The sequence below is a fragment of the Streptomyces sp. GMY02 genome, from assembly GCF_019056675.1.
GTDB classification, from domain to species: Bacteria; Actinomycetota; Actinomycetes; order Streptomycetales; family Streptomycetaceae; genus Streptomyces; species Streptomyces odonnellii.
This window is the reverse complement of sequence record NZ_CP077658.1, coordinates 5,164,386-5,187,032: the sequence shown is the minus strand read 5'-3', so window position 1 is coordinate 5,187,032 and position 22,647 is coordinate 5,164,386. Positions and strand designations below refer to the sequence as shown.

Sequence of the window (22,647 nt, the reverse complement as noted above, 5' to 3'; positions counted from 1 at the left end):
GCGCAGAAGAGGACATAGAGCGGCGAACCGCCCCGCCGACAGCCGGGCCGGCTCCCCGGCGAACGGCTTCTGTTTCACATCCGGATCAGGACCCTGACCAGGGCATACGGGCCGCCGGTCGAGCCGGGGACGAGCGGCGGACGAGCGCGGGTCGAGCTAATGGCCCGCCCGGGGCGGGCCGGGGGCGGGCGACGCCCACCCCCGTTCACCTCACAGCCACCCGCCGGGCACCTTCAGACCGTCAGCGATGAGCCAGTTGCGCTCGGCGGGCCGGTCGGCGTCCGCGGCGCCGGAGGCGTCCGAGGCGTCCGGCAGGACATCCGTACTCCGTGACAGTCCGTCACCCCGTGAGGCATGACGACCGTATTCATAGCCTTCGCCCGAGGTGTCCGGTACGGCGTCCTCCTGGGCCGCCGGGCCGCGGTGCTTGCCGGTGGCCGAGTCGCTGCCGCCGACCGCCGTGCCGCCGAGGCCGCCGGGAAGGGCGCTCTCGATGCCGTCGGCGCCGGGCGTACCCTCCGTACCGTCCGTGCCCTCGGCGGAAGCGGAGGCTCCGGGCGTGGGGGCGACGGCCGAACCGGAGGGGACCGACTCGCCCGGCCGCGCGCTCGCGCCGGCGGACGGGGAGGACGTGCCGCCAGGAGTGGCCGAGGGGCCGTCCGACGGACCGGTGCTCGCCTTGCCCTTCGGGGCCTTGACGCGGTCCGAGTCGCCGCCGAGGTCGATGTCCGGAAGCAGGGCGTCCACCAGACCGGAGACCGGGGCGCAGCTCGACCAGGCCTTCACGCCCTCCGCCGAGAGCACCTTCTCGGCTATCGCTATCTGCTGGGAACGGCTGGCGAGGTCGGGCCGGGCCGCGTACTCCCCGCCGCCGAAGGCGTCCCAGGTCTCCTGGGTGAACTGGAGGCCGCCGTAGTGGCCGTTGCCCAGGTCCGCGCTCCACATGCCGCCGCTCTCGCACTCGGCGACCCGGTCCCAGGTGGAACCGTCGGCGGCGCTGGCACCGGAGGCGGCGAACAGCGGGATGGCGATGGCCGAACCGGTCACCCCCGCGGCGACGATCAGAGCGGGAGCCTGGCGTGGTCTGCGGTGTCGGCCGTTCCCGGAGCGCATGCGATTGCCTTCCGTGTGACTGTCGTTTCGACTACGGCGATGGTGCTGCTGAGTCGTCGGTGAACGTAGCGGTACTCGAACGCCTGTCACAAGTCGATGCAGCGGAGATCACGTGAAAGTCACAGTCTTGACGACCCGTCAGTTATTCGGGCTTGACGAGACGCGGTACGGCGGCGAAACCGGCAGCCGTCCATCAGCCGGACAATGGCGTGAACTGCACCGGAAGTGTGCGCAATCCCCGCATGATGAGCCCGCCGCGCCAGCGCAAATCCACCGGATCCACGGCAAGCCGCACATCGGGAAGGCGGGTCAGCAGTGTCGCGAGAGCGGTCTGACCTTCGAGGCGGGCAAGCGGCGCGCCGAGGCAGTAATGGATTCCGTGCCCGTAGCCAAGGTGCTGATTGTCACGCCGGGCAAGATCGAGAGTGTCGGGTCCGGCGAACCGCTCGGGGTCGCGGTTCGCCGCGGCGAGTACGACGAGTACGGGATCGCCCGCCGCGACCGGCTGCCCGCCCAGCGTCAGCGGCTCGGTGGCATAGCGCCAGGTCGCCAGCTCCACCGGCCCGTCGTAGCGGAGCAGTTCCTCGACCCCGCTCGCGAGCAGTTCCGTCTCGCCGGCGTCGATCGACCGCTGGAACCGGGCGCGCTCCTCGGGATGGCGCATCAGCGAATAGACGCCATTGCCGATCAGGTTCACGGTCGTCTCGAAACCGGCGAACAGAATGATGAAGGCCATCGCCGCGGCCTCGTTCTCGGTGAGATGCTCGCCGTGGTCACTTGCCCGGATAAGACCGGAGATCAGATCGTCACCGGGATTCTCCCTTTTGCGATGGATGAGTTCGGCCAGATATCCCCGTATCTTCTTGACGGCCCGCGCCACTCCGCCGCGCGGCCCGGCGCCGTTCCCCCCTTTTGTATGGCGCAGCATCATTCCGGCCCAGTCGCGGAAGTCGTCCTGGTCCTCGGCCGGCACTCCGAGCAGATCGCAGATCGCGTAAATGGGGAGGGGAAAGGCGAAGTCATGGATCAGATCCGCCTCGCCCTCCGCGGCGAATCCGTCGATGAGCCGGTCGGTCAACTCCCGCACCCGCGGGGCGAACTCGGCGACCCGCCGTGGTGTGAACGCCTTTGACACGAGGCGCCGCAGCCGGGTGTGGTCGGGCGGATCGATGTTCAGCAGATGCGTCATGAGCGCGGCGTCCCGCTCCCCCGGGATCCCGGTCTTGCCCTTGGCGTGCGCCGACTCGGCATGGTGCACGGGGTTCTTGGACAGCCGCGCGTCGGCGAGGGCGGCCTTGGCATCCCCGTACCGCGTCACGAGCCACGCCTCGACACCGCTGGGAAGCCGGGCGCGATGGACGGGAGCCCACTCACGGAGCCAGGCGTACGCGGGGTAGGGGTCGCTGGCGAACTCCCAGGTGAAGAGTTCGGGGGCGGTGGGGGTGGGAGCGGGGGGCGTCGGTGTCACCGGTCGACGGTAACCGGCCGGGCGGAGGAGGCCGGCCTTGGGCGGGCCGGGCGGGCCGGGCGCGCGTTGACGTGCCTCTAGAGGTCGCGCGCCAGATCTTGCGCTGCCTGATAAACCACGGCCCACTCCGCCCTGCGGGGCCTGCTGACAAGGTCGCTCAGCTCTTGCGCCGACTCTTCGTCGCCGTCCTCGGCCGCCACCCGCAGCCAGTGCTCGGCCTGATCGCGCATGAGCCTGCCGAGAAGGGCGGCGGCGAGCCGGCTGTCGGCCTCGGCGGCGGTCCGGAGGTACGGCATGGCCTCGAAGACGTCACCGCGTTCGGCCAGGTACTTCCCCGCTTCATAGGCGTACTGCGGATCCGCGTCCGCCGCCGCGGCGTACCAGCGCGCGGCCTCCGCCCTGTCCTGCTCGTGGCAGACCGAGGCGAGCCAGTACATGGCCTTGGCGTCACCCGCCTCCGCGTCCGGCAGCAGGGCGGTCCGGGCCGCTGCCAGCACCGCGTCCGCGCCGGGTGCGCGGGACCGCAGCGCCGAGAGGACGTACATCCAGGCGCGGTACGGAAGCCGCACCGCGTCCGGGGACCGGACCGCGTCGGCGACCAGCGAGCCGTACGCCCGCCAGGTGCCCGCCTCCGGACCCGCCACCAGCAGCCCGCTGACACCGTTCCGGATCTCGGTGGCCCAGGCGAGGGCCTCCTCGAACGGCTCCAGGCTCACGCCCGCGCCCCCGGCGCCGTACAGCTCGTGGACGGACCGGAGCAGTTCCTGCGGCACCGGCTCCCTGATCCCGTACCGCGCGAGGTCGATCGCGGCCCGGACCAGCAGATGGCCGCGCGGGTGGGCGCTCGGGCGGCGGGCGTGCCGCCACTCCGCCCAGAGGTCGGGACCGATGGCGAGGTATTCGGTGACACCGCTGTCGCCGCGCCATTCGATCGCGCCGGACAACCGGAGGTCGCGCGACGACAGCTCTTCGAGCCGCGACAGTTCCTCGTCGCTCCATCGCGAGGCCAGCTCGGCCGGCTCCGCTCTCGCCAGCACCCGGGCGCTCGCGGAGGTGCCGAAGCGGTGCTTCTCGTACTCGTGGTCGCTCATCGTGGCCACCACGAGCATCCGCTGCCGGATGAGCTGGGTGAGCAGGCCGGGCGTCAGCCCGTGCTCGCCGAGATGGCCCTCCAGATCGTCCAGCCACACCGCGTACGGTCCGCTTCCCCGGCCGCGCAGCAGCGCCGGCAGGCCCTGGAGGTCCGTACCGGGGCCGGGAGCGAAGACCCTCGCACGCCGGCCCAGGCTGTTGAGCAGCGCCCGGTACGCGGTTCTGGTCTTGCCGGACAGCCGCTCGCCGGTCACCAGCACCAGCCCGCCCCGGGCGGCACAGTCCCGGACCAGGCCGTGGAGCCGCGCGTCGCCGTCCCGCTCCGCGTACGGCGTCAGGTCGATTTCCTCGCGGAAGGTACGGGAGGTCCGTACGCCGAGGTCGAGCGGCAGCAGGTCGTACATCCGGGGCCAGTCGTCCAGCGTGGGCAGGCTGGTTCCTTGGGTTCCCACGCCGAGATAGACCGACCCGACGGATCCGGTCTGCACGACACCCCCGTGAACCGTGCCGCCGGAGACCGTGTTACTGGTGGACTTGCGCCGCTGCTCCCGCTCCCGTTCGATGCCGAACCCGCCGGCGGCCGCTTCGAGATTGCTGATAGCCATTTCGAGTTCGCCCGATTCCGCGTCCGGCTCCGGCCCGCCGTCCCCGCCCGTACCCATCGCTCGTCCCCCGCGTCCCGCAACCCGCCCGGCGTCAACTCGCCGCTGCCGCAACGTTACTCAGTGGCGCGGCTCTCTTCAGCGGTGAAGCCCTTCTCCGCCTCTTCCGCCGCGCGGATCGCGTCCCTGTATGTACGAGCCGCCGCGCGCAGGGCCGTCTCCGGGTCCGTACCGGCCTTTTCGGCTTGTGCGGCCAGGGCGAGCAGGTCGTAGCCGATGCTGTCGCCCGTCGGGAGCGGGACGTTCAGGCCCGCCGTACGGACGCGGCCCGCGAGCTTGGAGGCGAGGGCGAGGCCGGGCTGGGTGAGGGGGACGCCGTCGGTGATCGAATCACGTTGCTTCTCGACCGCTTTGGTACGGAGCCAGTGCGCCTTGACCTCCTCCGGGGTCTCCGCCGTTTCGTCGCCGAAGACATGGGGGTGACGGTGGATCAGCTTCTCCACGATCGTGGCGGCGACATCGTCGATGGAGAACGGCTCGCTCCCCTCGTCGAGCCCGTCCTGCGCGATGCGGGCGTGGAAGACGACCTGGAGGAGTACATCGCCCAGCTCCTCGCGGAGTTCGTCGGCGTCGCCGTCCTCGATCGCCTCGACGAGTTCGTACGCCTCCTCGATGCCGTACTTGGCCAGCTCCTTGTGGGTCCGGGTCGACGACCACGGGCATTCGCGGCGGATCCGGTCCATGACATGGACGAGATCGAGGAGCCGGGCGCCCGGCAGGTCGTACGAGCCGGGGAGCAGCTCCAGGTCGGGCATCTGCACGCGGCCGGACCCGGCCAGCCGCGCGAGACCGTCGGTCAGGGTGCCGTCGCCCGCGCCGCCGCCGTCACCGCCGCTGGACGGGATGACCACAACCGTACGGCCACCGGCGCAGGCGTCGACCAGGTCCTGGGCACCGACGGAGGCGGGGTGCTCGACGGTGACGCCGGCCTCGCGCAGATACGGGAGCTGCGGATGATCGCGGTCGGAGCACAGCACGCGGTCGGCGGCACGCAGCGTCTGCCAGGCCGGCCAGGACAGCAGCCCGGGCGCGACCCGGTGGCTGGCGGTCAGCAGGACGATACGGCCGGGGGCGGCGGGAACTTCGTCAGTCACCACTCGAACCTACCTCCGGCCGGACCGGCCCCGTGACCGACGGCCGGACAGCTCCCGTGAGCCGGACGGCCCGCACCGGGCGCCCCTGGCCGTACCGGGCCCAGAGAGCCGGGACGAGCCATACGGCCCACGTCGGCAAACCGGGCGGCCCGCGCCAGCAAACCGAGCGGCCCGCGCCCGAAAGCCGGCCGACCAACGCCTCAAAGCCGGACGGCCGCGCCCGAAAGTCAGGGCGCCGACGGCCCACCCGGCTCAGGGCTCAGGGCTCAGGCGTCCGACGGCTCCTGCTCCGGTGCCTGCTGGGTGACCTGCGTGATCCAGGGCAGCTTCGCCTCGCCGAGCCGGACCTGCTTGTAGTCCCAGCTCCCGTACCGCGGATTGACGTCGATACCGAGCTTCTCCGAGGTCTTGGTCAGATCGGCGAGCACCACCTGCTGCCCCTCCGGGGTCATGGTGTTCGCGCCGAGCGCCTGCGCCAGCTTGTTCAGCAGGACCTCACGGCGGATCGCCGAGTCGATCTGCCCGGCGGAGAGCGCGCCCTGCTGGAGCAGCATCGCGGCGAACTGCTTCTCGCCGCCCGACTGCGCGGCGGCCTGCTCCCGGGTGGTCTGGATCTCCTTGCGGGTGATCCTCACCCCGGCCTCGTCCGCGGCCTCCTGGAGAACCCGGTCGAAGATCATGCTGTTGAGCTTGGCCTGGCTGAGCTGCCCGGTGCTCTTGACGAGCTGCGCGCCGTCCGGCGTGGACTCCTGCGCGTCCCGGACCTCCCGTACCTGGGCCTGGATCGCGGAGACCTCGATCCGCTCGCCCCCGACGACCGCCGCGGCTCCGGGATGCGCGTCATTGCCGCAGGCGGTGAGCAGGGGGGCCGCGGCGAGAAGCGCGACGGAGACGGAGAGCGCGGTGCGACGGCGGCGGTGCAAAGGGGGCCTCCCGGTGATTGTGCGTCGATGCACAAGGCCTTGCAGTGATCGATGGTAGGCAGTCGGCGTGGCCTGGGCCACTGGTTCGACCAACGATTAACGGCGAGATTGGGGTACGCGCGCTCCCACGCACACCCCGGAGCCGATCCCGGCGCACCGCCCGGAGCACAGTCCAACCCCGGCACCGGAAGTTCACTGAACAGTCATCTGTTCGATCATTCTGTTCACCCGGTGGATGTCGCACCGTTCACCGGTCGCCGCCTAGGGTCGCTCCGCTGAGGGCTGCCGCGCCGCCACTCACCAGGCCTTCTGAGCCCCGCCCCGAGCGATGGACCGGACGTACCGACCCACTACCGGTACCGACGGCCCCGGGGCGGCCACGCGCACGGCGAACGCCCGCACCGTCCTCGGCAGGCAGCAGCTCCTGCCCACCCCGCCGCCGCAGTGTGAACGAACGGAACATACGGAATGTCTCAAGCGACACTGGCTCGGGTTCCGGATCCGGAACCGGTATCCGAGCCGGAGAGCCGCCCCGCGCCCCCGAAGGACTCCGCGCCGAAGCAGGACCGGATGCGGGCCCTGGACGGGCTGCGCATCCTGGCGGCCCTCATGGTCTGCGTCTTCCACTACGCGGGGAAGGGCCAGACCGCCCATGCCTGGGGCCAGTCGCCGAAGGAGCTGTTCCCCGATCTGTCGGCGGTCGCCACCTACGGCGCCCTGGGCGTCCAGCTCTTCTTCGTCATCAGCGGCTTCGTCATCTGTATGAGCAGTTGGGGACGGTCGCTCGGGGACTTCTTCCGCTCCCGGGTCTCCCGTCTCTACCCGGCGTACTGGGCGGCCATCGTCCTCACCACCGCCGCGTGTGTCGCCCTGCCCTCGGTCATCGAACCGCTGCGCCTCAACGAGGTGCTGGTGAACCTGACCATGCTTCAGCAGCCCATGGGCGTGGACCGGGTGCTCGGAGTGTGCTGGACCCTGTGGGTCGAGGCGCGCTTCTATCTGCTCTTCGCGCTCTTCGTGGTGTGGAAGGGCGTCACCTACCGCCGGGTCGTGATCTTCTGCTGCCTGTGGACGGTGGCGGGGGTGTTCGCCCGGGTCGCCGACAACCCGCTCACCGACGAGCTCGTGATGCGCGACCACGCGCCGTTCTTCATCGGCGGGCTGGCGCTCTATCTGATCCACCGTTACGGGAGCGATCTGCTGCTCTGGGGCATCGTCGCCACGAGCTGGCTGCTCGGCCAGCGCTACTCGACGACCGCACTGTGGAGCCCGAACGCGACCTCCGCCTTCCAGGAGCGCTCGCCGTACGTGATCCTGCTCATCGTGACCTTCGCGTTCGCGGCGGTCGCGGCCGTGGCCCTGGGCTGGCTGCGCTGGGCGAACTGGCGCTGGCTGACCTTCGCGGGCGCGCTCACGTACCCCTTCTATCTGGTCCATGAGCATCTCGGCTGGTTCGCGATCAGCATTCTGCACCGGCACTTCGGCCTGGAGCCGAGGCTGACCTTCATCGCGACGATCCTGTCGATGCTGACGCTGGCATGGCTGATCCACAAGCTGGTGGAGAAGCCATTCGGGCCGCGGCTGAAGCGGACGATGAAAAAGCAGGCGGACCGGGTACGGACACAAGTCCTGACGTGATCCCCGCCCGGGCCTGAGCCCCACCAGCTCCACGCCTGAGCCCCGCCTCATCCCCGCCTCATCCCCGTCCGAACGGTCCGACCGCGGTCCGGGTACGCGCTTCCGCGGCGCGCACCCGGACCGCCGCGTTTCAGCGGCCGGTCACACCGACCGCTCCGGGCGGAGCATGATCGTACGAGAGACCACAAAGGTGACCGGGACGGCGGCCGCGGCCGCGAACAGGGGCGCGTAACGGCTGTTCTGGTGCAGGACATCCACCAGCAGATAGACCCCGCTCGTGCTGATCACGAAATTCGCCGCGTTGGTCAGCGGGAACAGCAGGAACTTCCGCCAGGTCGGCCGGGTCCGGTAGGTGAATCGGCTGTTCAGGAAGAATGAGCCGACCATGCTCAGAAGAAACGCGAGAATATGCGCGACGACATAGGGGAGCCGGATCAGCATGGTCAGGTAGCACACGTAGTACGTACCGGTGTTCACCACGCCCACCAGGGCGAATCTGAAGAGCTGGACCCGGACCGTCACCTCAGGAGTGTGGCACAGCCACTTTCGCGCGACTCAGCGACCACACCTCCACATTTTATCCACTCGCCTCTCATCAAGACTTCATCTGTTCACCATCCGCAGATGGCCTGGAGAGGGTGGCGCGGGCGTACATTCCGCGCATGTCATCCCTACTGAGCAACCGGCTCACGAGGCGGATACTCCGCCCCGCCGCAGCCCTGGTGGACAAGCGCATCCAACGTTCCGCGTCCGGCCTGCGCACCGATCTGGAAACCCTTCGGCGTGAGGCGAAGGAATTGCGCGAGCAGCAGACGGAGCTGCGCAACCAGCAGTACGCGGTCGGCCTGCTGTTCGACCGGACGGGGCGCAGCGGCCACCGCGTGCCGAGCCCCGCGGAGATCAACGGTCTTGTCCGTGAGATCGCCGCCGTCTCGGGGGAGGACGGCGGACTCGCACGACGGAATGTGACCATCGCCTTCCGCAATGTGATCGCCCTGGAGTCCCTGGCCGTGGGGCGGCTGGCCGGCTCCACGTCCAACATTCTGGGCAAGCTGTCGACCGTCCCGCTGCTCAAGCCGCCGAACGAGAACGTCCTTGAGATCGGCACCCTGCACGGCCTCTTCGCGGCCACGCTGATGCGGATGCTGCACCGCGCCGGTGTGGAGGCGGAGCTGACGATCGTCGACCCTCTGGTGGGCAGCCAGCTCCAGCCGGGTGCGGGGATGGGCGCCGAGCCGACCGGTACGCCGGTACGGGAGGACGTCGTCCGCGCGAATCTGGCGCTCGGCGGGCGCGCGGGCATCGAGGCGCGCGTCCAGCAGGGCTTCTCCGGCGACCCCAAGGTGCGCGCCGCGGTCTCCGACCGGAAGTACGGCGTGATCATCGTCGACGGTGACCACTCCGCGGAGGGTGTCGCCAGCGACCTCGAATGGGTCGAGGAGATCGTCGCCCCGGGCGGGATCGTCGTCCTCGACGACTTCGGCGACCGGAGCTGGCCCGGCGTGCAGGAGGCCGCGGAGAAGCACCTGGCGAGCGGCACCTCCCGGCTGGAGCTGCTGGGCCGGGTCTCCACGTCGGCGTTCCTGCGGGCGCGCGCCTGACACCGGAGCACCGGCACCGGAGCGCTGACACCGGAGCACCGGCATCGAGCACTGACACCGGAGCACTCGCCGGAGCACCGACAACACCGGAGCTGACACCGGAGCGCTGACACCTGGGCGCCTGGCGCCCGCGCACGCCCCTGCACGCGCGTGAACCCTCGTTGGTCCAGACCTATTGACGAAAGGTCTGGACCAACTTACGTTGAGCGGTGATTTCCGCCCACTCAGCCAGTGTTGATTGTCATGGACACCTCCACCGACCCCAGGGTGGTGGCGGCCGGCCGTGGCGAGAAGGGAGCACGGTGTGATCGCTCGGACGGTACGTCTGCTGGGGGCCGGCCTCGCCCTGGCCTTCGTCATGCAGGGCCTGGTCGCCGCCGCGCCGGCCGCGCCCCGGGCCGAGGCCGCGGCGCAGGACGTGACCTGCGCGGTCAAGTCGAAGCCCACCGGCAAGGTGCTCCAGGGGTACTGGGAGAACTGGGACGGCGCGGCCAATGGCGTCCACCCGCCGCTCGGCTGGATCCCGATCACCGACAGCCGTATCCGTGAGCACGGCTACAACGTGATCAACGCGGCCTTCCCGGTCATCCGCTCGGACGGCACCGTCCTCTGGGAGGACGGGATGGACGCGACGGTCAAGGTCGCGACCCCGGCCGAGATGTGCCAGGCCAAGGCCTCCGGCCTCACCACGCTCCTCTCGATCGGCGGCGCCACGGCCGGTATCGACCTCAGTTCCAGCGCCGTCGCCGACCGGTTCGTGGCAACGGTCGTGCCGATCCTGAAGACCTACAACTTCGACGGGATCGACATCGACATCGAGACCGGCCTCGTCGGCAGCGGCAACATCAACACGCTCTCCACCTCGCAGGCCAACCTCATCCGCATCATCGACGGTGTGCTCGCCCGGATGCCCTCGAACTTCGGCCTGACGATGGCGCCCGAGACGGCGTACGTCACCGGGGGCAGCGTGGCGTACGGCTCGATCTGGGGCGCGTACCTGCCCATCGTGAAGAAGTACGCGGACAACGGCCGGCTGTGGTGGCTGAACATGCAGTACTACAACGGCAGCATGTACGGGTGCTCGGGCGACTCGTACTCCGCCGGTACCGTCGCGGGGTTCACCGCGCAGACCGACTGCCTGAACCGGGGACTCGTCATCCAGGGCACCACGATCCGGGTCCCGTACGACAAGCAGGTCCCGGGACTTCCGGCGCAGCCGGGCGCCGGGGGCGGCTACATGGCGCCGAACCTGGTCGCGCAGGCCTGGAACAACTACAACGGCGGCCTGAAGGGCCTGATGACCTGGTCGGCCAACTGGGACGGCTCGAAGAACTGGACCTTCGGGAACAACGTCAAGTCGCTCCAGGGCCGCTGATAGCAGGCACACGGTCAAAGCGGTTGCGGGGCCCGGGCGTTGAACGCGCTCGGGCCCCTTCGCCGTCGCGGCGCGCTCAGGCCCTGAACCGCTGCTGGCGCTCCAGGGTCCGGCGCAGTTCGACCGGGAGCGCGTGGTACGCCCCGTAGGCGCGCTCCGAGTCCCAGAGCAGGCTCTGCAACTGCTGCTGGGCCGCCGCGTGATCGCCCACCGCCAGGAGCAGATGGGCCACCCGGTGCCGGATGTCGAAGGCACGGGCCGGGTCGCTGACGACACCCGGCTGCCCGTTCTCGTAGTACGGCAGGACCGCGCGGTACTCGGCCAGCGCGGCGGACGCCTCGCCGAGCTGCTCCAGGCACTGCGCGGCGTCGTAGCGGAACTGGAGCGCCTGCGGATCGCCCGGCCCCGCCTCCGCCGTCCGGTCCTCGGCGAGCCTGCGCAGCTCGGGCAGCGCGCGGCGGTACTGCCCGTCGTCCATCAGCGTCGAGGCGTACTGCTTGCGGAGGATGCGGACGACCGGGGAGTGCTCGCCGTGCTCCACCGCGGCGGCCGGGAGGATGCCGCCGAGGATGTCCACGGCCCGGGTGATGCTGCCCTCGCCGAGCAGCCGTTTCACCTCGTCGACGGCGGCGGCGACATCCGGCCGCCCCGCCGGTACGGGCTGCTGCTGCGGCGCGGGCGCGGTCGGCGGGGTGGTGGCCCGGTCGGGCCAGGGGGCGTGCGGGCGCAGAAAGGGGCGCGTCGGGTCGAGCGGTCCCGCCGCACGGCCGCCGCGCAACGGCAGCAGCGGGGTGAGCTGTTCGTACACCTCCTGCGCTCCGGAGGGGCGGTGCTGCGGGTCCTTGGCGAGCAGCCGCAGCACGATCAGCTCCAGCGCCTCGGGAATCTCGGGCCTGATCCTGCGGACCGGCACGGGCGCCTCGTACAGATGCCGGTGCAGCACCCCGAGAACGGTGGTGCCCGCGAACGGGACGCCCCCGCTGAGCAGTTCGTGCAGAAGCACCCCGAGCGCGTACAGATCGGTGTACGGGCCGACCGCGCCGCCCATGGCCTGCTCGGGGGCCATGTAGGCGGGGCTGCCGATGGGCGATCCGGTGTGGGTGAGACGGGTGGTGTCGGAGTCGATGACGGAGGCGACGCCCAGGTCGAGGACGATGACCGTACCGTCCGGTCTGACCATGACGTTCCGCGGCTTGAGGTCGCGGTGGACGATCGGAACGGCGTGCACGGCGGCCAGAACGGCGCAGAGCTGCGCGGCGACCGAGACCGCCCACGGCCAGGGGTACGGGTCGTGCTCCGCGAGATGGTCGGCGAGGTCGGCGCCCTCGACGTACTGCATGACGAGGTAGAGATCGTCGTCGTCGCTGCCCGCGTCATGGACCGTGACCAGACCGGGATGGTCGACCCGCGCGGTGACCCGGCACTCCCGGACGAAGCGCCGGCGCATCTCGTCGGCGGCGGTGGCGGCGGCCATCCGGTCGGGACGGAGCAGCTTCACCGCGACCCGGCGGTCGAGCCGCTGGTCGTACGCGGTCCAGACCTGGCCCATGCCGCCCTGCCCGATCAGGGTCGACAGCTCGTAACGGCCGGCGATGACCCGTCCGTTCACCGGCCGTCCCGGCCTTCCCGGCCGCCCTGGCTCTGGCGCAGGATGTCGCTCAGCTCGTCCAGCTCGGCACGGACCTGATCGATACGGGGCGCGGTGCGCGGCGGCGTGGGCGAGGGCTGTACGGGCACCTGGGCCTGGACCGGGGGCTGGGGCCGGGCGGGAGCGGCGTACGGGGGCTGGTAGCCGTACCCGTACGGCGGAGGCGTCGCCTGCGCCGACTGTGGCGCGTACGGGACCGCCGGTATTCGGCCGGCCCGGGAGTAGTGCCCGATGTCAAAGACCAGGAAGTAGGCCGTGATCGCGATCGCCGACAGAACGAGCACGCCCAGCAGAGCGATGTCCCCGTTCGTCGGCTCCGCGTTCCCGCTCGTCGCGATGTATATGAAAAGTCCCAGCTCCCAGCCGAACGCGACGCAGCAGAGCACCCAGTCGACCACCCGGCGCCGCATGACCGCGATCCTCAGCATCGCCGCCCAGCCGAGGAATCCGAAGCTCAGCACCGTGAGACCCACGAACACCACCCGCAGGGTGATGAGCGTGGCGATGTGCGGTCGCCGAGGGGGCGTCGGCGCGAAGCCGGGGCCGAACATGACTGCTTGCTCCTGGATGCCTGGTGGACTGGGCTCGCACACCGCGGCGCGTCCGGCGGCATCCGGCCAGGGACACCATGCGAAAACGGATACGAATGCGGTGCTGATCTGAGCGTATACACCGGCGCGGACAACGGGTCGGGGTTGTGCACAACCGTTGCCGAGCTGATCAGTTGCCGAGCTGATCGCGTCACCGCACTGCCGTCACATCCCGACGCTGCCGTCCGCCAGACCGTCGTACATCCCCTGTACGAGCTGCTCCCCGAGCTGTCCCGCCAGCCTCAACGCGTCCTCGAACGCGGCCAGCGCCCGGAAACGCTCCCCGTACCGACGCTGGTCGGCGAGCGGGAGCCGGGGGAGCTGGAGCCTGCGGGCGTCGAGCCGGGTCGCGGTGGAGGCATAACTGCTGGCCTGCCGGGTGTTGGCGGTGCCGCGCAGGAAACCGGCCAGGAACCAGGGGTCGAGTGCGGCCGGATCGGGCCGCAGCAACTGGAGGTTGCGGCCGAGCGCCGCGCCGGCCATGGCGCCGTCCATGACCCGTGCGACCGCGCCGCCGCCGAGGACGGGCACCACGACGTCGCCCTCCTCGATCCGTACGGGCTCCTCGGGCGCCCCGTCGGGGAGCACGCCCGAGGGAGCGCGGCCCGTGAGCAGGTCGTGCTCGGTGAGGACCGGTACGGGTACGGGGGTGCCGTCCGCGCCGGGCACGGCGCTCGTGGCCTCCGCGGTGGCGCCTGAGCCGCCCGTGTACAGCACGAGCGCTCCCGCGCGGGCGAGTTCACCGACGGTGGTGGTGAGCCGGTGGGCGGGCGCGGCCCCGGCCGCTTCGCCGCCCGTCGTGAACAGCGCGTCGGGCGGGGTGAGTTCGGCCGTCAGCGTCAGCGTGCCGGCCAGCCGCTCACGTACAAGGGCGAGTTCGGCCGTACCGTTCGCGGCGGCCGGGGGCGGGAGATGGCGTGCGGGCGCCAGGTCCACATCGTCGTCGAGAAGTTCGACGACGGGCAGCGCCCGGCTGACGCCCGGCCGCTCCTCGGCCGTGCCCCGCCGGTCGAAGGGCTGCCAGGCGTCGAGGACGGTGCTGTGGACGGTCGCCCAGTCGACACTGTCCCGGCCGCCCCCCGCCGAGAGTTCGGCCGTGTCGACCAGCAGCAGTTCGGGCGAGGGCCGCTCCCCCGCGACCGGTTTGCGCAGGACCCAGAGGTGGAGCGGGATGCCGTACGGGGGCGCCGCCCCGGCGGGCAGGGCGACCACGGCGCGCAGCGCGCCCCGGCGCAGCAGATCGGCGCGTACCCGGCGGCCCGAGCGGCGGGACGCGGCAGCGGGCGGCATGAGCAGGACGGCCGTGCCGCCGGGCCTCAGCCGGGCCAGCGCATGCTGGACCCAGGCGAGTTCCGACTCCGTACGGGCCGGGAAGCCGTACTCCCAGCGCGGATCGTAGGCCAGTTCGTCATGGCCCCAATTGCGCTCGTTGAACGGCGGGTGGCAGAGCACGGCGTCGACGGCGAGACGCGGGAAGGCGTCGGCGCGCAGCGTGTCCCCGGCGCGCGCCCGGACCTCCGCGTCGGTGTGGAGGGCGAGGCGCAGCCCGGCGAGCGCGGCGAGTTCGGGGACGGCGTCCTGGGCGTGGAGGACACCGGCGTCCGGTACGGCGCACAGGAGGGCACCGGCACCGGCGGCGGGGTCGAGGACAGTCGCCTTCCTGGCCGGGGCACCGTCGGGCGCGACCGGATCGGCCAGGGCGGCCATCAGCGCGGCGGCCTCGGGCGGGGTGAGCGTGTACTGGCGCGGATTGGCGTCGAGATGGCGGCCGAGCAGGAACTCGAAGGCCTCGCGAGCACCCAGCTCCGCCGCGAGTTCACCGACATTGCGCAGCAGCGGTACGGACGAGAGCACCTCACGGGCACTTGGGCTGTGAACAGCGCTCTCCATCCTGTCGCCGAAGCGGGGGCGAGCACCTCGCCGAGGGCAGTCGGCAGCAGTTCGGCGAGCCGGTCGTCAGGGGCCGCGGCCAGATACCGCCAGCGCGTCGGCCTGTCCCGTACGAGCAGCAGGACGCAGCCCGCGCGGACCAGGGCGGTGGCGGTGCCCGCGCTGTCGCCGGAGAGTTCCTGCCAGACCCGTTCACGCAGCGGTACTTCGGCGAGTTTCCCCTGGTCACGCAGCCATCGCTCGACCTCGGTCAGGGCGAAGGAGGGGCTGGTCTCGGTGCCGCCGACGGGCTGGGGGAAGTCGCTGTGCCGCCGCCGCCAGTTGCTGACGGCGGCCCGCCCCACCCCCGCGAGCCGGGCGATTCCCGCGGCCGTGACCTCTGCTGCGTTCTCCGGCACCTGGCTGCCTCCCTCTCACCGTAGGGCTGTGTGGGGCTCTTGGGCTCTGCTGTGGCGTCGAGCATAGCGGCGTGGACGGACACTGCCGTTCACAGCGTAGACCTACCCCGCAAGCATGAATGCCGTTGACTCGGTTCACAGCTTCTGTTTTCATTGACCCATGGCCGCCGGGGACATCCTGAAGTCCTGGTCACATCTGCCGGGCTACCGGCTCGCCGTACACACGCCGTACGCGCTTCACCTCGTCACGCCCGTCCCGGAGGCCCACCCATGTCGCAGTCCGCTCAGCCGTATCAGCAGCTCCCGGAGAACCTCATGACTGTCACCACCGCACCCCGATTCCGCCGAGGCGCGTTCGCCGTGGTCTGCGCGGCCACCGTCCTGGCCCTCGCGGCGTGCGGACCGTCCGACGCGAAGGGCTCGGGCGGCTCGAACACCGACTCCGGCACGGGTACCGGCTCCGGCTCCGGCTCCGGCCAGAACACCGCCAAGAAAGCCGAGCCGTTCGCGGACCTGTCGGGCCCCGAGATCGCCGACAAGTCCTTCGCCGCGGTCCGCGCCGCCTCCTCCCTGACCCTCAAGGCCGACACGAAGGACGCCGGGGACCATGTCGTCACGGACATGGCCCTCAGCAAGAAGGGCGACTGCGCGGGCACCATGTCGCTGAACGACGAGGGCACGGTGACGCTGTCCAAGCTCGGCGCGACCGTCTACATGAAGTACGACGAGGAACTGCTGCGGGCCCAGGGCAAGGGGTCGCCCAAGAGCGAGACCGACGCGGTGGTCGACATGCTGGCCGACCGTTGGGTGAAGACCGACACCAAGGACCCCGACGCCAAGGACCTGGTCGGGTTCTGCGACCTCGACGAACTGCTGTCCGGCTTCGAGGAGGGCGACACCGTGGCCCGAAAGGGCCCGCTCACCACGGTGAACGGCCGTCAGGCGATCACGCTCACCGAGACCGACGGCACGTCCGACTACACGGTCTACGTCGCCACCGAGGGCGAGCCGTACCTCCTGAAGGTCGTCACCACGGGCGAGGACCCCGGCACCCTGATCTTCACGGACTACGACAAGCCGGTCCCGGCGGAGGTCCCCGCCGACAAGGACATAGTCGACCTGGACAGCCTGACCAACTGACGGTCGCCGACCCCGGGGACGGCCGCATGGCGGCCTGCTCCGAGGTGGTACACCGCCACTACTGGCCGCCGCACTGGGCCAGCATCGTCCTCTTGTCCGGGGCCGTCACCGGGAGTTCGTACTTGGTGGCCACTTGGGCGAAGCGCACCGCGTACGAACAGCGGACACCGCGGTCCGGGGGGAGCCAGGAGGCGGGGCCGGAGTCGCCCTTGGAGCTGTTGGACGGGCCGTCGACCGGGATGAGGTTGAGGGGGTCGTTCGCGAGCTGCTCGCGCTTGTCCTTGTCCCAGCGGGCCGCGCCCATCTGCCAGGCGTACGACAACGGGACCATGTGGTCTATCTGGACGGCCGCCGCCTTCTGCTTCGTCCAGTCGATGTCCTTGCCGGTGTACGGATCGTGCAGCGTCATCGACACGACGACGCAGTCGGAACCGGACCGCAGTCGGACGTCCTGCCCGTCCCTGGCCAGGATGTCGTTCCTGGTGTCGCATCCGTTCCGCGCGAGGGGGACGCCGTCCGCCGTGTCCATCCAGGCATAGCCGAACTTGTCCCGTTCGTACCCGGTCTTGGGCCCGCGCCCGGCGGTCCGCAGCGCGCCGATGAGCTGCCGCGCGGTCGCCCTGTCGGCCTCGGAACCGATCACCCCGAGCCCCGGCTCCGTCCCCCCGGGATTCCCCAGCGGCCCGGCCCCACCGCCAACGGATGCCGACGGCTCCGCGGGACCGGTCCCCAACTCCCCCGTACAGCCACCCAGCACAAGCCCCAGGAGAGCAACCCCCGCCCCCCGGACCGACGTCCGCGCCACCCACCCACCAAGTCCGCCCACCCACGCAGCCTACGCCCCGCCCCCTCGGGGTTCACCCGATCAGGTCTGTACGAACCCGCCACACCTGCGGGTGTGTACAGTTCCGGCATGGAGACGTATCCACTCGTGGAAGCCCGTAATCAGCTCGGTCAGCTTGTCGGGCGGGTGCGCCACGGCCATGAGCACATCGTGATCAGCGAGTACGGCAGGCCCGCGGCCGCGCTGATCCCGATAGAGGAGCTGGAGGAGCTGCGTCGGCTGAGGGACGCCGCGGACATCGCCGAAGCCGCCGCCCGCGAAGCGGCCCCCAGCGGCCCGCCGATGGCCCACGACGACTTCATGGCCGAGCTGGAAGCCGAAGACCTGCGCGCAGCCGCCTCATGAGCCACACCGTGGTGTGGCAGCACCAAGCCATGGCGGAGTTCCGCCGGCTCCGCGCGATCGAGCCGGTCGGCGCGAAGGAGTGCGCGGCCTCCGTGCGGGCTCTCGCCGACAACCCCTCTCCGCCGTCGGCCCGTGCGCTGGGGGACTCCGGTTACTGGCGCCTCTCCGCCGGAAACTGGCGAGTGCTCTACCGCCCGGACGGCGACACCGTCACCGTGCACGTCCTCAAGGTGGGCCGCGTCACCTGACCCGGTCGCCCGGCGCGGCGCCGCAGCGCCCCTACGACCCCAGGATCGTCGTCAGGAACTCCCCCGTCCACGCCAGCAGTTCCCGTCCCACCACCGGTTTGCCGCCGATCTTGCCCGTTGTCGGGCGGGGGACCAGGATCTGGTGGGCCGTCGGTTTGATGACCGTGCGGGGGTGGAGGCGCTTCAGGCGGAGTTGCTGGGACTCGCGCAGGTCCACCGGGGCGAAGCGGATGTTCGGGCCCTGGAGGACGATCTCGGCCACGCCGCAGGCGCGGGCGAGCATGCGGAGGCCCGCCACCAGGAGGAGGTTCTCGACCGGCTCCGGGAGCTTGCCGTAGCGGTCGGTGAGTTCCTCGCGGACCGCCGTGATGTCCGCCTCCGTGTTCGCCGAGGCGATCGCCCGGTACGCCTGCAGCCGCAGCCGCTCGCCCGGCGCGTAGTCATGCGGGACATGCGCGTCGACCGGAAGCTCGATCTTGACCTCCAGCGGCGGCTCCTCCTCCACCGAGCCGTCCACGGACGCCCGGTAGTCCGCGACCGCCTCCCCCACCATCCGTACGTACAGGTCGAAGCCGACGCCCGCGATATGCCCGGACTGCTCGCCGCCGAGCAGGTTGCCCGCGCCGCGGATCTCCAGGTCCTTCATCGCCACGTACATGCCCGCGCCCATCTCCGTGTGCTGGGCGATCGTCGCGAGCCGCTCGTGCGCCGTCTCCGTCAGCGGCTTCTCCGGCGGGTACAGGAAGTACGAATACCCCCGCTCCCGCCCCCGCCCCACCCGGCCACGGAGCTGATGGAGCTGTGACAGACCGAAGTTGTCACCGCGCTCCACGATCAGCGTATTGGCGTTCGAGATGTCGATGCCCGACTCGACGATCGTCGTGGAGACCAGCACATCGAACTTCTTCTCCCAGAAGTCGACCACCACCTGCTCCAGCACGCTCTCCGACATCTGCCCGTGCGCCGTCGCGATCCGTGCCTCGGGGACGATCTCGCGCAGCCGCGCCGCGGCCCGGTCGATCGACTCCACCCGGTTGTGGATGTAGAAGACCTGGCCCTCGCGCAGCAGCTCGCGCCGGACGGCCGCACCGATCTGCTTCTCCTCGTACGGCCCGACGAACGTCAGCACCGGATGCCGCTCCTCCGGCGGCGTGGTGATCGTCGACATCTCACGGATCCCGGTGACCGCCATCTCCAGCGTCCGCGGAATCGGCGTCGCCGACATGGTGAGGACATCCACGTTGGCCCGCAGCTTCTTGAGCTGCTCCTTGTGCTCGACGCCGAAGCGCTGCTCCTCGTCCACGATGACCAGGCCCAGGTCCTTGAACTTCGTCTCGGACGAGAACAGCCGGTGCGTACCGATCACCACGTCGACCGCCCCCTCCCGCAGCCCCTGGAGCGTCGCCTTCGCCTCCGCGTCCGTCTGGAATCGGGACAGCGCCTTCACGGACACCGGGAACTGCGCGTACCGCTCGGAGAACGTCCCGAAGTGCTGCTGCACCAGCAGCGTCGTCGGTACGAGGACCGCGACCTGCTTGCCGTCCTGGACCGCCTTGAAGGCCGCCCGTACCGCGATCTCCGTCTTGCCGTACCCGACGTCGCCGCAGATCAGCCGGTCCATCGGGACCGTCTTCTCCATGTCCTCCTTGACCTCGGCGATCGTCGAGAGCTGGTCGGGCGTCTCCACGTACGGGAAGGCGTCCTCCAGCTCCCGCTGCCAGGGCGTGTCGGGGCCGAAGGCATGGCCGGGGGCCGCCATCCGCGCCGAGTACAGCTTGATCAGGTCGGCGGCGATCTCCTTGACGGCCTTCTTGGCGCGGGCCTTCGTCTTCGTCCAGTCCGCGCCGCCCAGGCGGTGCAGTGTCGGGGCCTCGCCGCCGACGTACTTCGTGACCTGTTCCAACTGGTCGGTGGGGATGTAGAGCCGGTCGCCGGGCTGGCCGCGCTTGGCCGGGGCGTACTCGACGAGCAGATACTCCCTGGTCGCGCCCTGCACCGTACGCTGCACCATCTCCACATAGCGCCCCACGCCGTGCTGCTCGTGCACGATGTAGTCGCCCGGCTCCAGGGTGAGCGGGTCGATGGTCTTGCGGCGCTTGGCCGGCATCCGGGCGCCGTCCTTGCCGGCCGCCTTCTGGCCGGAGAGGTCGGTCTCGGTGAGGACGGCCAGCTTGAGGCCCGGGGCGACGAATCCGTAGTCGATCGAGCCGCACGCGACATGGACCACCGACGGCGTGATCCCGGCCGGCCCGCTCGCGCCGGGGGTGTCGAGCCGGGCGGGGATGCCCTCGCCGCCGAGCACCTCGACCGTACGGGACGCCGTGCCGTGCCCCTCCGTGACGAACACGGTGCGCCAGCCGTCGGCCAGCCACCCCTTGGTGTCGGCGAGCGCGCGGGCCGTGTCCCCGCGGTACGACTCGGGGGCGTGCATCCCGAGCGTGATGGACTCCTCGGTGAGGTCCTCGTCCACCGCGAACGGGGACACCGACCACCACATCATGCCCAGCTCACGCGCCCGGTCCCGGACGTCCGCGATACCCCGCAGCGAGGCCGCGCCGACATCGATCGGGGCCTCGCCGCCGGCCGCGCTGGCGGCCCAGGACGCCTGGAGGAACTCCTGGCTGGTCGCCACCAGGTCCGCCGCCCGCGTCCTGACCCGCTCCGGGTCGCAGACCAGGGCCATCGAGCCGGCGGGCAGGACGTCGAGCAGCAGCTCCATGTCGTCGACGAGGACAGGAGCCAGGGACTCCATGCCCTCGACCGCGATCCCCTCGGCGATCCTGCCGAGCAGTTCGCCCAGCTCGGGGTGGGCCTCGGCAAGCGCGGCGGCCCGCTCCCGCACCTCCGGTGTGAGCAGCAGCTCACGGCAGGGCGGCGCCCACAGTCCGTGCTCGGCGACTTCCAGGGACCGCTGGTCGGCGACCTTGAAATACCGGATCTCCTCGACGTCGTCGCCCCAGAACTCCACCCGCAGGGGGTGCTCCTCGGTGGGCGGGAAGACATCCAGGATGCCGCCGCGCACCGCGAACTCGCCGCGCTTCTCGACCAGCTCGACGCGGGCGTACGCGGCTGCCGCCAGCGCTTCCGTCACCTCGTTCAGATCGGCGCTCTGCCCGGAGCGCAGGGCCACGGGCTCCAGGTCGCCGAGCCCCTTGACCTGCGGCTGGAGCACCGACCGTACGGGCGCGACGACCACGCTGACCGGGCCGGCCGTCGGATCGTCCGCCGACGGGTGCGCGAGGCGGCGCAGCACGGCGAGACGGCGGCCCACGGTGTCGGAGCGGGGCGAGAGCCGCTCGTGCGGCAGCGTCTCCCAGGAGGGGTACTCGACGACGGTGTCCGGGTCCAGCAGCGAACGCAGGGCCGCCGCCAGGTCCTCGGCCTCCCGCCCGGTGGCGGTCACGGCCAGCACGGGCCGCCCCGCCTCGCGCGCCAGCGCGGCCACCGCGAAGGGCCGCGCGGCGGGCGGTCCGACCAGGTCGACATGCGTACGGTGACCGGCGGTGGCGGCCTTCACCGCTTCGGCGAGCGCCGGGTCACGTACTACGGCGTCCAGCAGACCGTGCAGGCTCATGAAGGGGGTTCCATCCAGGCGGTGGGCAACGCGGAGCACCCGACACGTCAGACGGGCCGGGAGTCCTCCAGCCTACGACGCGCCTCGGACAGCGGGGGCGCCTCGGGGGTGGTCCACCGGTCCGGGGTACGGGACGGAGCGGCCGGGGCCGAGAGCTGAGCCTGCCGGGGCCGGGAGCGGGCGAGAGCCGGGACGGCGGGGCCGGCCGGGCCGGGGAACGCGTGAGCGGGGGCGTCCACAGGAGGACGCCCCCGCTCGGGGCCGGTGGGCCGGCTCACTCCGACCGGCCGGAGTGAGCCGGCCCGATCAGGTCGACCAGGTCAGGTCGACCCGATCAGGTCGGGTCAGAGGCGGGTCTCCCACGAGAGCAGCCATACGTCATTGGCGGCACCGGCGGCCGTGCACCGGTACTGGATGAGCGGGTTGCCCCGGCCGACCCCGCCCCTGACGTTCAGACACTTGCCGCTGGACCGCGCCACGAGCTGGTACCCCTTGCCCTTGGGAACCATCCGCCACTGCTCGTTGGCCGCGGTGCCGCAGGTGTACTGGATGACCGCCGTGCCGTCGGCGCTGCCGCCGCCCCTGACGTTGATGCACTTGCCGCTGCTGACGGACCGGAAACGGTAGTACCCGCCGCCCGTGCTCTCGGGCCTCCAGCGCTCGTTGGCCGCACGGGACAGGGGCCACTGGATGATGGCGGCCCCGTTCTGCGAGGAGTTCCCGCGTACGTTCGCGACCTGCCCCGGATCACTGGCCAGCCGGATGGTGACCTGCTCTACCCTGACCGCGCGCGCCGACGACTGCCCGGCCGCATCGCTGGCGGCGGCCGGGCTCAGCGCCCCCGCCGCCAGCGCCGCACACCCGGCCACCACGGCGGCCCCCGTCCCCAGCGTCCTGCGCATGCCCTTGACCATGACGCGTCCTCCCACGTTCTCGGTCCACTACCGTTCGTAGCGAATCTTGACCGCAGCGTAATAGAGGGATTTGCCCCCAAGACAGACAGA

At 71.1% G+C, this 22,647-nt stretch carries 18 protein-coding genes and 1 pseudogene; 6 read left to right on the top strand and 13 right to left on the bottom strand.

The features are described 5' to 3' along the window. Positions 1-210: 210 nt before the first annotated feature. The 5 genes from KQY30_RS37170 to KQY30_RS21955 all read right to left on the bottom strand — a co-directional run bounded on the left by KQY30_RS37170 (position 211) and on the right by KQY30_RS21955 (position 6,352). Positions 211-1,113: a transglycosylase family protein gene (locus KQY30_RS37170; RefSeq protein WP_302185329.1), complete on the bottom strand. Its 903-nt coding sequence runs from the start codon at positions 1,111-1,113 to the stop codon at positions 211-213. Between the two features lie 193 nt (positions 1,114-1,306). Beyond that, positions 1,307-2,581 carry a cytochrome P450 gene (locus KQY30_RS21970; protein ID WP_217308314.1) on the bottom strand — a complete coding sequence of 425 codons (1,275 nt, stop codon included), beginning with the start codon at positions 2,579-2,581 and terminating at the stop codon, positions 1,307-1,309. A gap of 77 nt (positions 2,582-2,658) precedes the next feature. After that, positions 2,659-4,335 (bottom strand): sel1 repeat family protein, encoded by a 1,677-nt coding sequence (locus KQY30_RS21965; RefSeq protein ID WP_217308313.1) that lies wholly within the window; start codon positions 4,333-4,335, stop codon positions 2,659-2,661. A 56-nt stretch (positions 4,336-4,391) separates the two neighbouring features. Then, positions 4,392-5,429 (bottom strand): nucleoside triphosphate pyrophosphohydrolase, encoded by a 1,038-nt coding sequence (locus KQY30_RS21960; RefSeq protein WP_217308312.1) that lies wholly within the window; start codon positions 5,427-5,429, stop codon positions 4,392-4,394. Between the two features lie 266 nt (positions 5,430-5,695). After that, entirely contained in the window at positions 5,696-6,352 is a 657-nt protein-coding gene (locus KQY30_RS21955; RefSeq protein WP_217308311.1) for a SurA N-terminal domain-containing protein, read from the bottom strand. Between the two features lie 468 nt (positions 6,353-6,820). Between KQY30_RS21955 and KQY30_RS21950 the strand changes: the two genes are divergently transcribed. Further along, positions 6,821-7,990, top strand: coding sequence for an acyltransferase (locus KQY30_RS21950; RefSeq protein WP_198533911.1), 1,170 nt, complete (start codon positions 6,821-6,823; stop codon positions 7,988-7,990). A 141-nt stretch (positions 7,991-8,131) separates the two neighbouring features. Here KQY30_RS21950 and KQY30_RS21945 read toward each other — a convergent pair whose 3' ends face one another. Next, positions 8,132-8,512, bottom strand: a complete 381-nt coding sequence (locus KQY30_RS21945) for a GtrA family protein (RefSeq protein ID WP_217308310.1) — start codon at positions 8,510-8,512, stop codon at positions 8,132-8,134. A gap of 140 nt (positions 8,513-8,652) precedes the next feature. On the opposite strand from KQY30_RS21945, the gene KQY30_RS21940 reads away from it, so the two are divergent. After that, positions 8,653-9,591, top strand: coding sequence for a class I SAM-dependent methyltransferase (locus KQY30_RS21940; RefSeq protein ID WP_217308309.1), 939 nt, complete (start codon positions 8,653-8,655; stop codon positions 9,589-9,591). A 307-nt stretch (positions 9,592-9,898) separates the two neighbouring features. Beyond that, complete coding sequence (locus tag KQY30_RS21935; protein WP_217311233.1) at positions 9,899-10,966, top strand: chitinase; 1,068 nt, start codon at positions 9,899-9,901, stop codon at positions 10,964-10,966. A 76-nt stretch (positions 10,967-11,042) separates the two neighbouring features. On the opposite strand, the gene KQY30_RS21930 is transcribed toward KQY30_RS21935, so the two are convergent. The 3 genes and pseudogenes from KQY30_RS21930 to KQY30_RS21920 form a co-directional block, all read right to left on the bottom strand. Beyond that, positions 11,043-12,575, bottom strand: a complete 1,533-nt coding sequence (locus tag KQY30_RS21930) for a serine/threonine-protein kinase (RefSeq protein ID WP_217308308.1) — start codon at positions 12,573-12,575, stop codon at positions 11,043-11,045. Beyond that, positions 12,572-13,165 (bottom strand): hypothetical protein, encoded by a 594-nt coding sequence (locus KQY30_RS21925; protein ID WP_217308307.1) that lies wholly within the window; start codon positions 13,163-13,165, stop codon positions 12,572-12,574. The genes KQY30_RS21930 and KQY30_RS21925 overlap by 4 nt, the downstream gene beginning before the upstream one ends. 204 nt (positions 13,166-13,369) lie before the next feature. Beyond that, positions 13,370-15,492, bottom strand: a pseudogene (locus tag KQY30_RS21920) (N-6 DNA methylase). A 270-nt stretch (positions 15,493-15,762) separates the two neighbouring features. Here KQY30_RS21920 and KQY30_RS21915 point away from each other — a divergent pair. After that, entirely contained in the window at positions 15,763-16,632 is an 870-nt protein-coding gene (locus KQY30_RS21915; RefSeq protein ID WP_217308306.1) for a hypothetical protein, read from the top strand. 58 nt (positions 16,633-16,690) lie between these two features. Here KQY30_RS21915 and KQY30_RS21910 read toward each other — a convergent pair whose 3' ends face one another. Further along, positions 16,691-17,365 (bottom strand): HNH endonuclease family protein, encoded by a 675-nt coding sequence (locus KQY30_RS21910; RefSeq protein WP_254407651.1) that lies wholly within the window; start codon positions 17,363-17,365, stop codon positions 16,691-16,693. Positions 17,366-17,545: 180 nt separating this feature from the next. On the opposite strand from KQY30_RS21910, the gene KQY30_RS21905 reads away from it, so the two are divergent. Further along, positions 17,546-17,821: a type II toxin-antitoxin system Phd/YefM family antitoxin gene (locus KQY30_RS21905; RefSeq protein WP_217308304.1), complete on the top strand. Its 276-nt coding sequence runs from the start codon at positions 17,546-17,548 to the stop codon at positions 17,819-17,821. Continuing rightward, a complete protein-coding gene (locus tag KQY30_RS21900) occupies positions 17,818-18,069 on the top strand; it encodes a type II toxin-antitoxin system RelE/ParE family toxin (protein ID WP_217308303.1) in 252 nt (83 codons plus the stop codon). The genes KQY30_RS21905 and KQY30_RS21900 overlap by 4 nt, the downstream gene beginning before the upstream one ends. Before the next feature lie 31 nt (positions 18,070-18,100). On the opposite strand, the gene mfd is transcribed toward KQY30_RS21900, so the two are convergent. From mfd to KQY30_RS21885, 3 genes are all read right to left on the bottom strand, one after another. Next, on the bottom strand, positions 18,101-21,643 hold the full coding sequence (mfd, locus tag KQY30_RS21895) for a transcription-repair coupling factor (protein ID WP_217308302.1): 3,543 nt from the start codon (positions 21,641-21,643) through the stop codon (positions 18,101-18,103). A 47-nt stretch (positions 21,644-21,690) separates the two neighbouring features. Then, positions 21,691-21,882 carry a hypothetical protein gene (locus KQY30_RS21890; RefSeq protein ID WP_217308301.1) on the bottom strand — a complete coding sequence of 64 codons (192 nt, stop codon included), beginning with the start codon at positions 21,880-21,882 and terminating at the stop codon, positions 21,691-21,693. 105 nt (positions 21,883-21,987) lie between these two features. Beyond that, positions 21,988-22,557: an RICIN domain-containing protein gene (locus KQY30_RS21885; RefSeq protein WP_254407271.1), complete on the bottom strand. Its 570-nt coding sequence runs from the start codon at positions 22,555-22,557 to the stop codon at positions 21,988-21,990. Positions 22,558-22,647 lie beyond the last annotated feature (90 nt).

Excerpts from the sequence above, each read along its gene's own strand:
- KQY30_RS21900 (WP_217308303.1), top strand. The coding sequence starts at position 17,818 with ATGAGCCACACCGTGGTGTGGCAGCACCAAGCCATGGCGGAGTTCCGC.
- mfd (WP_217308302.1), bottom strand. The coding sequence starts at position 21,643 with ATGAGCCTGCACGGTCTGCTGGACGCCGTAGTACGTGACCCGGCGCTC.
- KQY30_RS21950 (WP_198533911.1), top strand. The coding sequence starts at position 6,821 with ATGTCTCAAGCGACACTGGCTCGGGTTCCGGATCCGGAACCGGTATCC.
- KQY30_RS21915 (WP_217308306.1), top strand. The coding sequence starts at position 15,763 with ATGTCGCAGTCCGCTCAGCCGTATCAGCAGCTCCCGGAGAACCTCATG.
- KQY30_RS21905 (WP_217308304.1), top strand. The coding sequence starts at position 17,546 with ATGGAGACGTATCCACTCGTGGAAGCCCGTAATCAGCTCGGTCAGCTT.
- KQY30_RS21885 (WP_254407271.1), bottom strand. The coding sequence starts at position 22,557 with ATGGTCAAGGGCATGCGCAGGACGCTGGGGACGGGGGCCGCCGTGGTG.
- KQY30_RS37170 (WP_302185329.1), bottom strand. The coding sequence starts at position 1,113 with ATGCGCTCCGGGAACGGCCGACACCGCAGACCACGCCAGGCTCCCGCT.
- KQY30_RS21925 (WP_217308307.1), bottom strand. The coding sequence starts at position 13,165 with ATGTTCGGCCCCGGCTTCGCGCCGACGCCCCCTCGGCGACCGCACATC.
- KQY30_RS21965 (WP_217308313.1), bottom strand. The coding sequence starts at position 4,335 with ATGGGTACGGGCGGGGACGGCGGGCCGGAGCCGGACGCGGAATCGGGC.
- KQY30_RS21940 (WP_217308309.1), top strand. The coding sequence starts at position 8,653 with ATGTCATCCCTACTGAGCAACCGGCTCACGAGGCGGATACTCCGCCCC.